Here is a 13,033-nt window from a genome sequence, read left to right as displayed (position 1 = left end):
ACCGGAGTGTTGCTACCTGTAGGAGCGAGCTTGCTCGCGAACCCACTTCACGCCAGTTAATCCGGTGCCATGCGGTTCGCGAGCAAGCTCGCTCCTACAAGAGCTAAACGCGCTCAACCACCAGCGCCACGCCCTGCCCTACGCCCACGCACATGGTGCACAAGCCCAGCTTGCCGCCAGTCTTCTGCAGCTGATGCACCGCTGTCAGCACCAGACGCGCACCGCTGGCCCCCAGCGGATGGCCGAGGGCGATGGCGCCGCCGTTGGGGTTCACCCGTGCATCGTCATCAGCGACGCCGAGATCACGAGTGACTGCCAACCCCTGTGCAGCAAAGGCTTCATTCAGCTCGATGACATCGAACTGATCCATCGACAGGTTCAGGCGCTCCAGCAGCTTGCGCACCGCCGGCACCGGGCCGATGCCCATCACGCGCGGCGCGACGCCGGCGCTGGCCATGCCGAGTACTTTCGCACGAGGCGTCAGTCCGTGTTTCTTCACCGCTTCGGCGCTGGCGAGGATCAGCGCCACGGCGCCGTCATTGACGCCCGAGGCGTTGCCGGCGGTGACGGTCTTGCCTTCGCCGTTGACCGGCTTGAGCTTGGCCAGTGCTTCCAGGGTGGTGTCCGGGCGCGGGTGTTCGTCGGTGTCGACCACGGTCTCGCCCTTGCGGCCCTTGATCACCACCGGGACGATTTCCTCGGCGAAGTAGCCGTTGGCCTGGGCGATGCCGGCACGCTGCTGGCTGCGCAGGGAGAAAGCGTCCTGGTCGGCGCGGTTGATGCTGTAGTCGTCGGCCACGTTGTCGGCGGTCTGCGGCATGGCATCCACGCCGTACTGTGCCTTCATCAGCGGGTTGATGAAGCGCCAGCCGATGGTGGTGTCTTCGATCTTCTGGCCACGACCGAAAGCGCTGTCAGCCTTGCCCATCACATAGGGCGCGCGGGACATGGACTCCACGCCACCGGCGATAACCAGCTCGGCCTCACCACTGGCGACGGCGCGGAAGGCTGTGCCCACCGCGTCCAGGCCCGAGGCGCAGAGACGGTTGAGGGTCACGCCCGGCACGCTCTCCGGCAGGCCGGCCAGCAGCAACGCCATGCGCGCCACGTTGCGGTTGTCCTCGCCGGCCTGGTTGGCGCAGCCGAGGTACACCTCGTCCAGCGCGGCCCAGTCGACCTGCGGGTTGCGCTCCACCAGCGCCTTCACCGGCACGGCGGCGAGATCGTCGGCGCGCACACCGGAGAGCGCGCCGCCGAAGCGGCCGATGGGCGTGCGCAAGGCGTCGCAGATGAAGACCTCGCGGCTCATTCCTCACCTCCCAGCTGACCGTGGGCGGCGGCAGTGCGAGCTTCCAGGGCACGCAGGGCGGTCAGTTCGACATCGTTCGGCGCGACAGTTTCTGACACCTTCTCGGCGAAGCGGATCGCCCAGCCGGTTGCCTCCACGACCTGCTCGCGGGTCACGCCCGGATGCAACGAGGTGACGATGAATTCATTGCTGCCGGCTTCCGGTTCCATGATGCAGAGGTCGGTGATGATCGCCACCGGGCCTTTGCCCGGCAGGCCGAGCTGTTTGCGGTGGTCGCCGCCCTCACCGAAGCCGACCGAAGTGACGAAAGCCAGCTTGTCGACGAAGGTGCGGTGGGACTGCTTGAGGATGATCAGCACTTCCTTGGCGGAGCCGGCGATCTCCGGCGCGCCGCCGGCGCCCGGCAGACGCACCTTCGGCTTGTTGTAGTCGCCGATGACGGTGGTGTTGATGTTGCCGAAGCGGTCGACCTGGGCCGCGCCGAGGAAGCCGACGTCGATGCGCCCGCCCTGCAGCCAGTAACGGAAGATTTCGCCGGTGGGCACCACGGTGTCGGCGGTCTCGGCCAGCTCGCCGTCACCGATGGACAGCGGCAGCACGCTGGGCTTGGCACCGATGGGGCCGGATTCATAGATCAGGACCACATCAGGGGATGCAGTCAGGCGCGCGAGGTTGGCCGCCTTGGACGGCAGGCCGATACCGACGAAGCAGACGGCGCCGTTCTTCAATCGGCGGGCGGCGGCCACGGTCATCATTTCATTGGTGCTGTAGGCGCTCATCAGTTGGCCTCCGCGAGCTTGGTCTGGAACTCGGCAAAATCCTTGGTGCCGCGGATGTAGGTATCGATCCAGGCGTTGAAGGTGTCGCGGTCACGGGCGATCGGATCCCAGGCCTGGTAGAAATGGTTGTCGCGCTCGGAGTAGCCGTGGGCATAGGACGGGTGCGAGCCGCCGGGCACGTGGCAGACGGCAGACAGCGCCCAGGTCGGCAGCACGCATGAGTTCATCGGCGCGTTCAGGTCGTCGACGATTTCCTCGACGGTGACGATGCAGCGCTTGGCGGCCAGGACGGCTTCCTTCTGCACGCCGAGGATGCCCCACAGCAGCACGTTGCCCTTGCGGTCGGCCTTCTGCGCGTGGATCACGGTGACGTCAGGGCGAACCGAAGGCACGGCAGCCAGTTGCTCGCCGGTGAACGGGCAGTTGATGAACTTGATGTTCGGGTTGACCTTCGGCAGGTCGGAACCGGCGTAAGCGCGCAGCACGGCGAACGGCAGGCCCGAGGCGCCAGCGACGTAGGAGTTGGCCAGGTCGGCGTGGCTGTGCTCGTCGATCTCCAGCTCGCGCGGCCAGCCCTTCTCTACCGCATCACGCAGGCGATGCAGCGAACCGACGCCAGGGTTGCCGCCCCAGGAGAAGGTCAGCTTGCGCACGCAGCCGGCGCCGATCAGCAGGTCGTAGACCAGGTCGGGCGTCATGCGCACCAGGTGCAGGTCTTTCTTGCCCTGGCGGATCAGCTCGTGGGAGGCAGCAGTCGGGATCAGGTGGGTGAAGCCTTCGAGCGCGACGGTGTCGCCGTCGTTGACGAAGCGCTCGATCGCTTCGCGGAGAGTCAGGAGTTCAGCCATGGTCGGTCTCGTTGTAGGCGTGGTGCAGGTGGGAAAAAGGTACCGCCGGGGGGATGGGCGAACAATGCGATAATCGACTATTGGTGCGAATATCGAACACTTCTCTTAGGGGGCTAACGGCTGCTCGGCGACAGCCCGAAATCGCAGGAGCGTCACAGGCAAAGGGCCACGCCTGCAGATGCTTCCAGCAAGCGAGGTAATGCCCGGCAAGCGGTTTTTTGTAGGAGCGAGCTTGCTCGCGAACTGAGTTTCCCGGCTGATCCGGCGCCGAGCGGGTTCGCGAGCAAGCTCGCTCCTACAGATTCAGCATCAGGCTTCCTGCAGTGCTCTGCGTAGGATGGGGGGAGCGCAGCGATACCCATGCGGTCGTTGCACGGATTGATGGGTATCGCTTCGCTCCACGCCATCCTACGGCGGGGTTACCAGCAGGATCGGAGCGGTTGGGGAATCAGGCTTGCTGCAAGGCGCGGGGGCGATTGCTGCGGTCTTCCGCGTCGGCGGAAACCGCCTGCTGCAGCTGGAAGTCGAACTCGATCTCGGCAAAACGCCCTTCCACGCCGCGTGCCTTGGCCGCATCGGCGTCCTCGACGAAACGCACCTCGCCGATCAGCCCGTCACGGGTGGCGTAGGCGAAGTCGTCCCACAGGTATTGGTCGCCGGCCAGGTTGATCTGCGTGGTCAGGTGGCGATGGCCCGGCGCGGAGATGAAGAAGTGGATGTGCGCCGGGCGCTGGCCGTGGCGGCCGAGCTGGTTGAGCAGCTCCTGGGTCGGGCCGTCCGGCGGGCAGCCGTAGCCGCTGGGCACGATGCTGCGCGCTTGGTAACGGCCTTCGGCGTCGGTGACGATGCGCCGGCGCAGGTTGAATTCGGACTGGGTGCTGTCGAAGTACGAGTAGGTGCCGTTGGTGTTGGCGTGCCAGAGGTCGACCACGGCGCCGGCCAGCGGCTTGCCGTCGAGGTCGAACACGCGGCCGGAGAGGAACATCACGGTGCCCGCATCCTGGCCATCGTCCATCCGCGCTTCGCCTTCGGACAGCGGCGCGCCGGCCACGTACAGCGGGCCTTCGATGGTGCGCGGGGTGCCGCCTTCGATGCCGACCGCTGCGTCCTGTGCGTCCAGCAGCAGGTCGAGGTAGTGCTCGATGCCCAGGCCGGCGACCACCAGGCCGGCTTCCTGACGCGCGCCCAGGCGGTTGAGGTAGTCCACGGCTTTCCAGAACTCATCCGGGGTGACGTTCATGTCTTCGATGAGCTTCGCGGTGTCCTGCAGGATGCGCAGGACGAGGCTCTTCACGCGCGGATTGCCCTGGTCGTTCAAGGCGCCGCTGGCTTCTTCGAAGAAGGTCTGGATATCGGCAGTCTGGGAAATCTTCACGGTCATGGTGCGATCCTCAAGTCTTGTTCTTGTTGAGTCGTACGGAGCGAAAGTCAGCGGTCGTCGGCGTGGATCGAGGACGGATGGCGGCAGAGGCCGTCGACCTCGATGTCCATGTAGGGGAACAGCGGCAACTGCATCAGGGTGTCGTGCAGTTCCTCGACGCTGGCGAGGTCGAACACGCTGTAGTTGGCGTAGTGCCCGGCGATGCGCCACAGGTGACGCCACTTGCCCTCGCGCTGCAGGCGCTGGGCCAGTTCCTTCTCGTCGGCCTTGAGCTGGGCGGCCTTGGCCGGGTCCATGTCGACGGGCAATTTCACGGTCATCTTCACGTGGAACAGCATCGGTTTTTCTCCTCTATCTCAATCGAAAAAATCAGGTGCGGCGGAAGCGCGCCAGGCGCTCTTCGTCCAAGGTCAGGCCCAGGCCGGGCGTGCGCGGCACCTGCAGCTGGAAGTCGCGATACACCGGCGCTTCGGTGACGATTTCCTCGGTGAGCAGCAGCGGACCAAACAGCTCGGTGGCCCAGGTGAGTTTTTCCAGGGTGATGAAGGCGTGGGCCGAGGCCAGGGTGCCGACCGCACCTTCGAGCATGGTCCCGCCGTACAGCGCGATGCCGGCCGCTTCGGCGATCTGCGCGGTGCGCAACACGGCGCGCGGGCCGCCGTTCTTGGCGATCTTCAGGGCGAAGATGCTGGCCGCGCCGTCAGCGGCGAGGCTGAAGGCGTCGGCCACGCTCTCGATGGACTCGTCGGCCATGATCGGCGCCGGGCTGCGCTGGTTCAGGCGCACCTGGCCGCTGCGGTTGATGCGCGAGATAGGCTGCTCGATCAGGTCGATACCGTTCTCGCCGAGCACCTGGCAGCCGCGGATGGCCTGGGATTCATCCCAGCCCTGGTTGACGTCCACGCGCACGCTGGCGCGCTCGCCCAGGGCCTTCTTGATTGCCACCACATGCTTGAGGTCCTGCTCCAGCGGGTTGGCGCCGATCTTCAGCTTGAAGATGCGGTGGCGGCGGATTTCCAGCATCTGTTCGGCTTCGGCGATATCGCGGGCGGTGTCGCCGGAGGCCAGGGTCCAGGCCACTTCCAGGCTGTCGCGTACGCGGCCGCCGAGCAGCTCGCTGACCGGCAGGCCGAGGCGCTTGCCCTGGGCGTCCAGCAGCGCGCTCTCAATGCCGGAGCGGGCGAAGGTGTTGCCCTTGATCGACTTGTCCAGGCGCTGCATGCAAGCGTTGATGTTGCTCGCGTCCTGGCCCTGGAGCAGCGGCGCAAAGTGCGTGTCGATATTGGCCTTGATGCTTTCCGGGCTCTCGTTGCCATAGGCCAGGCCGCCGATGGTGGTGGCCTCGCCGATGCCTTCGACGCCGTCGGAGCAGCGCAGGCGGATGATCACCAGCGTCTGCCGCTGCATGGTGTGCATGGCCAGCTTGTGCGGGCGGATGGTCGGCAGGTCGACGATGATCGACTCGATGCGTTCGATGACAGGGCTACTCATGGACGGCGTTCCGGGCTGGGATTTCTGGGGTGGCCGGGCAGTCAATTAGCGATACCCGGAAGGTCTTTTCGCGATTGACGAAGGATTGCGCCGGGCCCCACAGGCAGTCCAATATCGATGCCGTCTTGTTGCATACCCTGGAGGTATCATGGAGCTGCGACACCTGCGCTACTTCCGCGAAGTGGCCGGCACCCTCAACTTCACCCGCGCCGCCGAGCGCCTGCACATCGCCCAGCCACCGCTGAGCCGGCAGATCCAGCAGCTCGAGGAGTTGCTTGGCGTGCCGCTGCTGGAACGCGGCCGGCCGCTGCGCCTGACCGACGCCGGGCGCTACTTCCACGAGCAGACCGGCACCCTGCTGGCGCAGCTGGAGGGCATCTGCGAAAGCACCCGGCGCATCGGTCGTGGCGAGCGCCAGTGGTTCGGCATCGGTTTCGCGCCGTCGACGCTGTACGACGGCCTGCCCGAGCTGATCCGCGAGCTGCGCGGCGATGCCGGGCTGGAGTTGGGTTTGCAGGAAATGACCACAGTGCAGCAGGTCGAGGCGCTGAAAAGCGGGCGCATCGACATCGGCTTCGGGCGCATCCGCATCGACGACCCGGCGATCAGCCAGATCGTCCTGCGTGAGGAGCCGATGGTCGCCGTGCTGCCCGCCGGGCACCGTCTGCTGGGTCACCCAGTGAGCCTGGAGCAACTGGCCGGCGAGGACTTCGTCCTCTACCCCGCCAACCCGCGTCCCAGCTATGCCGACCACGTACTGGCGCTGTTCGCCAACCACGGCCTGAGTGTGCGTGTTGCGCAGTGGACCAACGAACTGCAGACCGCCATCGGCCTGGTCGCCGCCGGCCTGGGCGTGGCACTGGTGCCGGCGTCGGTGCAGCAACAGCACCGCGCCGACATCGGCTACTCCACGCTGACCGACGCAGAGGCAGTCTCGCCGATCATCCTGAGCCTGCGCCGCGGCGATGTCAGCGCTCCGCTGCAACGCTGCCTGCAACTGATCGGCGCGAAACTGCCCTGAGGATCAGGTAGCGTCCGCGTGGCTCACCAACCCCTTGATCACCACCGCCGCCGTGGCGATGGCGGCCGGCACGATCAGCGCAGTGAGTACCTGCTCGAAGTTCCAGCCCAGGCCCAGCAGGGTCGCGCCGATCCAGGCACCGAGGATGGCGCCGAAGCGGCCGATGCCGAGCATCCAGGACACCCCGGTGGCGCGTCCCTGGGTCGGGTAGAAGCGCGCGGCGAGAGACGGCATGGCCGATTGCGCGCCGTTCACGCACATGCCGGCGGCCAGCACCAGGGTCGCCAGCAGCATGACGGTGCCCAGGCTCTGCCCGACGAAGTAGGCGAACACACCCGCCAGGCAGTAGAAGATGCCGATGACCTTGTGCGGGTTGAAGCGGTCCATCGCCCAGCCCACCCCGACCGAGCTGAGTACCCCGCCGAGCTGGAACAGCGCGCCGATGAAGGCCGCCTGCTCCATGCTCGCGCCGGCGTCGCGCATCAGCGTCGGCAGCCAGCTGGTGAGCAGGTAGACGATCACCAGGCCCATGAAATAGGTCAGCCACAGCAGCAGGGTCCCCGCGCTGTAAGTGCCGGAGAAGATCACCTTGAACACGTTGCGGCTCTGCACCGTCTTCTGTTCAGGCACGCTGAACTCACGTGCCATGACCACCTCGGCCGGAGCAATCGGCGCCAGCACACGCTTGATCTTCTCCGCCCCGCGATTGCGCACCACCAGGAAGCGCGCCGACTCCGGCAGCCACACCAGCAGCACCACCGCCAGCACCAGCGGCAGCACGCCGCCGAGCAACAGCAGGCTGTGCCAGCCATAGGCCGGGATCAACTTGGCGGAAACGAAACCACCTGCCGCCATGCCCAGGTTGAAACCGCAGAACATGCTGGTTACCAGCAGCGACTTGAGGCGTTCCGGCGTGTACTCGGAAAGCAGCGTCGTGGCGTTGGGCATCGCCGCGCCCAGGCCGATGCCGGTCAGCAGACGCAGCACCAGCAGTTGGTCGAGCGTGGCGCTGTAGGCGGAGAGCAGACTGAACAGGCCGAACAGGAACACCGCCACCACCAGCACGCCCTTGCGCCCGAAACGGTCGGCCAGCGGGCCGGAGCCCAGGGCGCCGAAGACCATGCCGATCAGCGCAGCGCTCATCACCGGGCCGAGGCTGGCGCGGTCGATGCCCCAGTCCTGGGTCAGCGCTGGGGCGATGAAGCCCATGGCGGCGGTATCCAGGCCGTCGAGGAAGACGATGAGGAAGCACAGCAGCACGATGCGGCACTGGTACAGCGACAGCGGCTGGGCGTTGATGAATGACTGGACGTCGAGGGTGCCGGCAGCGGGCACGTGGGCGGAACTGGTCATGCGAAGACTTCCTGCGAAGGCGTCGTCGCGGGAAGGCCGGCTGGATCGCCCTGCACTCCCGCAAGCTGGACAGGAATGAGGCGCGAGCCGGTGGACGCACGGACCGGCGGATGGGGCAGGCACACAGGGGCCATGGCTGACGCTCATTGTTGTTATTGCCCGTCCGGCTGGACGGGTCGAGCAACAGTACGAAGAGACGTTCAGCCGATCAATTCGATAATCGCCACTGTGGGCGGTTAGCGAACGGGATTACCGCAAGACGGGCCGCGCAAGGCAATCAATGGAACAGCCGCGTACCCAGCTCGCGGCTGGCCTCCAGCAGCACCGGCAGGAAGCGCGTTTCCAGCTCCTGCCGTGACACGCGCCCGGCGTGGGTGCCGACGTTCAGCGCGGCGAGCACCTGGCCGGCGGAATCCTTCAGCGGCACGGCGATGGAGCGCAGGCCGACTTCCAGTTCCTGGTCGATGATCACCCAGCCCTGCTGGCGGATCTCGGCGATGCTCGCGCGGAGCATTTCCGGGGTGTGCACGGTGCGGCTGGTCTTCACCTGCAGGTCGGCGTGGGCCAGGTAGTCCTCCAGGGCTTCGTCATTCAGCCCGGCGAGCAGGATGCGCCCCATGGAGGTGCAGTACGCCGGCAGGCGGCTGCCGACGCTCAGGTCCACCGAGATCAGGCGCTGCGGCGTGGCCGAGCGGGCGATGTAAAGAATCTCGTCGCCTTCGAGCGTGGCCATCGAACAGGCCTCGTGCAGCTGCTCGCTCAGGCGATCGAGGATCGGCTGCGCGGTGACCGCCAGCGGCGTCGACGACAGGTAGGCGTGGCCGAGGGTCAGCACCTTCGGCAGCAGCGAATAGGTGCGACCGTCGGAGGTGACGTAGCCCAGCTTCATCAGCGTGTGCAGGCAGCGGCGCACGGCGGCGCGCGGGATCTCGGTGCGGTGGCTGATCTGCGCGATGGTCAGGTGCCGTTTGCGCTCCTGGAACGCATGGATAACCGCCAGGCCGCGGGCTAGCGAGGTCATGAAGTTCGGGTCGCCGGTGAAGGCCTCGATGCGCTTGGCGGGCGAAGCGATGATCGGCGGCGCAAGAGGCGGCAGGCTGGCACGGGGGGCGTCGGTCATTGTTGTTGTCCTGGCAGGCGAATGCCGGGCGATTATCGACACGCACGGGCGATTATCGCAACACAACTGGCCGATTATCGAACGGAGCTTATCGACACCCCGCGCCACCGGCGTAGGGCGCATAACGCGCCAGCGTTATCCGCCGACCATAGGCCGGCGCTTCGGTGCCAACACGGGTTCGCGAGCAAGCTCGCTCCTACAGGTAGGATCGGAGTGATCTTCGTAGGAGCGAGCTTGCTCGCGAACCAATCTCGACGGCCCGCGCGACCGCCTACAGCGGCTCCAGTTTCAACTGCCGCAACCGGCTCAGCGTTCGCGAGAAGTCCAGCGCTGCCCCGCCCGCCGCCAACTCGTCCAGCGACACCGTGGCGAACAATTGCAGCCTCAACTGCCGGTCGTAGGCAATGTCGATGAAGTTGAGGAAGCGCATGCTCACGTCCGGCGGGTAATCCGCCAGCGGCCCGAGGCCGCTGACTGCCATGCGCGGGAAATGCTCGATCAGCCACAGGTAGTCGCTGGCCGAGCGCGGGCGTTCGAACATTTCGCTGAAGTCCATCCACGCACAGTGGTCGTCGTGGGCATGCACCTTCAGCGGGTGGTGATTGACGCTGAGCACCTCGTCGAACTTTGCGTCTGCGGCCAGCCCCAGGCGCGAGCCGATCAGCTCCCGATCATCCGCGCGGGCCGGCCAGAGGAAGCTGCCCCACTCTTCCAGCGACGTGCTGTGCTCGCGGTAATCCTGGCCGGCATCCACCGAGATCACGTCGAAGCGCTTTTCGATCAGCTCGATGGCCGGACGGAAGCGCTCGCGGTACAGCGGATTCGGGCAGAGGTTTTCCGGCTCGTAGTTGGACGTACAGACCAGGCCTACACCTTCGTCCACCAGCACCTTCAGCATCCGTCCCAGGAGCATGGCGTCGCCGATGTCGTGCACGTGGAATTCGTCGAAGCACAGCAGCTTGGTTTCCTCGGCGATGGCGCGGGCCACGCGCACCAGCGGGTCGGACTGCCCGGTGATCGCCAACATGCGTGATTGCAGTTCTTGCAGGAAGGCATGGAAGTGCACGCGGCGCTTGGCCTGGGTCGGTGCGGCGGCGAAGAACTGGTCCATGACGAAGCTCTTGCCCCGCCCCACGCCACCCCACAGGTAGACGCCCGCCACCGGCTTGCGCAGGAAGCCATGGCGGCCGGCGAAGAAGTCGTCGAGCCAGGTGGCGAGGTGGTCCACCGCCGTCACCTGCGCCTCGTCCGCCCGGTAGCCGCGCTCATCGAGCGCGGCCGCGAAGTGCCGCCGAACGCGGTCGGCGACCGGCTCGGCGGATGTCTCATGTAGTCGTGTATCAGAAGTCAAAGAACACCGTTTCCGCATTTCCCTGGACGCGGATATCAAACCGGTAAGCGAGCCTCCCGTCCACCTCGCAACGCTTTGCAATGAGGGTTTGCCGACGTTCGGGCTGCTCGATCAGGTTCAGGACCGGATCAACGGCATTCGCCTGTGCCTCGTCTTCGAAGTACAGGCGCGTCTGCAAATGCAGATTGATACCACGGGCAAACAGCAAGACGTTGATGTGCGGCGCCATGGGCACACCGGCGGCGTTTTTCACCACACCGGGCTTGATGGTCTGCACCTGCCACTCGCCAGCATCGAAGGTCGTTGCCGTGCGTCCGAAGCCATTGAAAGGCTTTTCCAGATCGTAATCAGTGTCATACACACCTTCGTGATTCGCCTGCCACAGTTCCAGGAAGGAATCGCGGATCAGGTGGCCGTTGCCGTCATACACATGGCCGATCAGCAGGATGTGTTCGCCCGGCGCGCCGGGCTTGGCCATCTCGCTCCAGATTTCCTGGTCACGGGCCGGATTACCAGCAGCGGCCAGCGCCAGGCCGATGTGCACGTAGGGGCCGGCGGTCTGCGAGGGGGTTTCCGGCAGCAGTTCGATAGGCATGGTCGGTCCTCCTCACTTGTTCTCGAAATGGGTCTTGCGCTGGCCGCGCAGCACGATATCGAAGCGATAGGCCAGGCAGTCCATGGGGTTGGCGTTGCTCATGTCGAGCTTCGCGATCAGGCTTTCCACCGCGTCCGGGTTGGCGATGGACTTGACGATGGGGCACATCGGAATCAGCGGGTCGCCCTCGAAGTACAGCTGGGTGATCAGCCGCGTGGAGATCGACGGGCCGCTGATGGAGAAGTGGATGTGCGCCGGGCGCCAGTCGTTCGGGCCGTTGCGCCAGGGATACGGGCCGGGCTTGATGGTGCGGAAGACGTAGCGCCCTTCGCTGTCGGTCAGCGCACGGCCGACGCCGCCGAAGTTCGGGTCCAGCGGCGCGAGATAACGGTCGTTCTTGTGGCGATAACGGCCGCCGGCGTTGGCCTGCCACATCTCCACCAGGGTATGCGGCACGGGCTTGCCGTACTGGTCCATGACCCGGCCGGAAACGATGATGCGCTCGCCGATGGGCAGGCCACCGTTGTTGAAGTTGAGCAGCAGGTCGTTGTCGTGCTCGCCCATCTTCAGGTGCGAGAAGTCCGGGCCGCTGGTTTCGGAAACCGATTGCGGAATGCTCACCAGCGCCTGGCGCGGCGAGCGGGCGATGGAGGTCTTGTAGTCGGGCGTGAGGGCTTTAGGGTGCCAGTTTCGGTCACGAATGACGAAGCGGCTGTTCTCCGCGTCGGACATGTCGGTCTCCTCTTGTTGGATTTATAGGAGCCTGTTGCATCAGGCAGTGCGACGCAGTGTCGCCGGCTCATCCGAACTGGAAAACTGAAAAGATGCCCGCCATCCATAACCATCGGGTTATGGATAAGTCCCATTGCGATAGGCTTCTCCCACCTCGCGCAGTACCTCCAGGCACCAGTGCGCACCGAGGGAAAGCGGCAGCGTCGAGTTGCTGCAAACCCCCACCGAACCGCCCGGTTCCTGTACATCCAGCGGCAGCTCGACCATCTCGCCGGAGCGCAGGTCCAGGCGCACCGAATCCAGCGGGGCGATCCACAGCGCATCACTGGTCAATACATAACGGCGGCTGAGTACCGTGGACAGGGTTTCCAGCCTCTGGCGCGGCTGGCCGAGGCCGCTCTGCACCAGCAGGCTGTCGGCGGACTTGCGGATGGTGGTGCCGGCCAGCGGCAGCACCAGCGGCCAATCGTCCAGCGCAGAGGGCGGCAGCGGGCGGCCCAGCAGCGGATGGCCGGCGCGGGCCACCAGGGTCATCGCCTCGCTGTACAGGTGCTCGAAAGCGAGGCCCTGGATCTGCGGGCTTTCGGTCATACGGCCGACCACCAGGTCCAACTCGCCCACACGCAATTGCGAGAGCAGGTGCGCGCTCGGCCCGGTCACCACGCTGACCACCAGCGCCGGGTGACGCTCGTGCAGGCGCCGCACCGTCTCCGGCATCAACAGGCTTTCGACGGTGGAGAGTACGCCCAGACGTACCGTGCTGGAGGCGTACTCACCGCCGCGCAGACTGTTCACGCCATCACGCAGCGCCTGCACGCAGGGGCCGGCGTAGCGCAGGAAGGCTACCCCCGCTTCCGTCAGACTGGCCCCGCTCTTGCCGCGCTCGAACAGGCTGGCTTCGAGCAGGTCCTCCAACTCCTTGAGCGTCTTCGAGATGGCCGGCTGGCTCACGGCCAGGGCATCCGCCGCGCGGGCCAGACTGCCCTGGCGGGCCACTTCGAGGAAGCAAACGAGGTGGCGGAACTTGATACGCGAATCGATATTCATGGCGGC

13 protein-coding genes are annotated in these 13,033 nt (G+C 65.9%); 1 reads left to right on the top strand and 12 read right to left on the bottom strand.

The window, feature by feature from the left end:
• Positions 1-103: 103 nt before the first annotated feature.
• The 6 genes from pcaF to G4G71_RS11650 all read right to left on the bottom strand — a co-directional run bounded on the left by pcaF (position 104) and on the right by G4G71_RS11650 (position 5,808).
• A complete protein-coding gene (pcaF, locus tag G4G71_RS11675; RefSeq protein WP_169937790.1) occupies positions 104-1,309 on the bottom strand; it encodes a 3-oxoadipyl-CoA thiolase in 1,206 nt (401 codons plus the stop codon).
• Positions 1,306-2,088, bottom strand: coding sequence for a CoA-transferase subunit beta (locus tag G4G71_RS11670; RefSeq protein ID WP_169937787.1), 783 nt, complete (start codon positions 2,086-2,088; stop codon positions 1,306-1,308). The genes pcaF and G4G71_RS11670 overlap by 4 nt, the downstream gene beginning before the upstream one ends.
• The gene (locus G4G71_RS11665) at positions 2,088-2,936 is read right to left on the bottom strand and encodes a CoA transferase subunit A (protein ID WP_169937785.1); all 849 of its coding nucleotides are present in this window, start codon (positions 2,934-2,936) and stop codon (positions 2,088-2,090) included. The genes G4G71_RS11670 and G4G71_RS11665 overlap by 1 nt, the downstream gene beginning before the upstream one ends.
• A 448-nt stretch (positions 2,937-3,384) precedes the next feature.
• Positions 3,385-4,317, bottom strand: a complete 933-nt coding sequence (gene catA / locus G4G71_RS11660) for a catechol 1,2-dioxygenase (protein WP_169937783.1) — start codon at positions 4,315-4,317, stop codon at positions 3,385-3,387.
• 47 nt (positions 4,318-4,364) lie between these two features.
• Positions 4,365-4,655, bottom strand: coding sequence for a muconolactone Delta-isomerase (catC, locus tag G4G71_RS11655; protein WP_015477003.1), 291 nt, complete (start codon positions 4,653-4,655; stop codon positions 4,365-4,367).
• A 31-nt stretch (positions 4,656-4,686) separates the two neighbouring features.
• The gene (locus G4G71_RS11650) at positions 4,687-5,808 is read right to left on the bottom strand and encodes a muconate cycloisomerase family protein (RefSeq protein WP_169937781.1); all 1,122 of its coding nucleotides are present in this window, start codon (positions 5,806-5,808) and stop codon (positions 4,687-4,689) included.
• Between the two features lie 148 nt (positions 5,809-5,956).
• Between G4G71_RS11650 and G4G71_RS11645 the strand changes: the two genes are divergently transcribed.
• Complete coding sequence (locus G4G71_RS11645) at positions 5,957-6,829, top strand: LysR family transcriptional regulator (RefSeq protein WP_169937779.1); 873 nt, start codon at positions 5,957-5,959, stop codon at positions 6,827-6,829.
• 3 nt (positions 6,830-6,832) lie between these two features.
• Here G4G71_RS11645 and pcaK read toward each other — a convergent pair whose 3' ends face one another.
• From pcaK to pcaQ, 6 genes are all read right to left on the bottom strand, one after another.
• Entirely contained in the window at positions 6,833-8,182 is a 1,350-nt protein-coding gene (gene pcaK / locus G4G71_RS11640) for a 4-hydroxybenzoate transporter PcaK (protein ID WP_169937777.1), read from the bottom strand.
• A gap of 277 nt (positions 8,183-8,459) precedes the next feature.
• The gene (locus G4G71_RS11635) at positions 8,460-9,302 is read right to left on the bottom strand and encodes an IclR family transcriptional regulator (RefSeq protein ID WP_054907667.1); all 843 of its coding nucleotides are present in this window, start codon (positions 9,300-9,302) and stop codon (positions 8,460-8,462) included.
• Positions 9,303-9,573: 271 nt separating this feature from the next.
• Positions 9,574-10,653, bottom strand: coding sequence for a cell division protein ZapE (gene zapE, locus G4G71_RS11630; RefSeq protein ID WP_169937775.1), 1,080 nt, complete (start codon positions 10,651-10,653; stop codon positions 9,574-9,576).
• Complete coding sequence (gene pcaG / locus G4G71_RS11625; RefSeq protein WP_169937772.1) at positions 10,643-11,248, bottom strand: protocatechuate 3,4-dioxygenase subunit alpha; 606 nt, start codon at positions 11,246-11,248, stop codon at positions 10,643-10,645. Before pcaG ends, zapE begins: the two co-directional genes overlap by 11 nt.
• A 12-nt stretch (positions 11,249-11,260) precedes the next feature.
• Complete coding sequence (gene pcaH, locus G4G71_RS11620) at positions 11,261-11,980, bottom strand: protocatechuate 3,4-dioxygenase subunit beta (RefSeq protein WP_138216277.1); 720 nt, start codon at positions 11,978-11,980, stop codon at positions 11,261-11,263.
• Between the two features lie 117 nt (positions 11,981-12,097).
• Positions 12,098-13,027: a pca operon transcription factor PcaQ gene (gene pcaQ, locus G4G71_RS11615; protein WP_169937770.1), complete on the bottom strand. Its 930-nt coding sequence runs from the start codon at positions 13,025-13,027 to the stop codon at positions 12,098-12,100.
• Positions 13,028-13,033 lie beyond the last annotated feature (6 nt).

Origin of the sequence: Pseudomonas multiresinivorans (genome assembly GCF_012971725.1) — a bacterium.
Lineage (GTDB): Bacteria > Pseudomonadota > Gammaproteobacteria > Pseudomonadales > Pseudomonadaceae > Pseudomonas > Pseudomonas multiresinivorans.
Note: the sequence above shows the minus strand (reverse complement) of the source record. Positions and strands in the feature narration are given on the sequence as shown.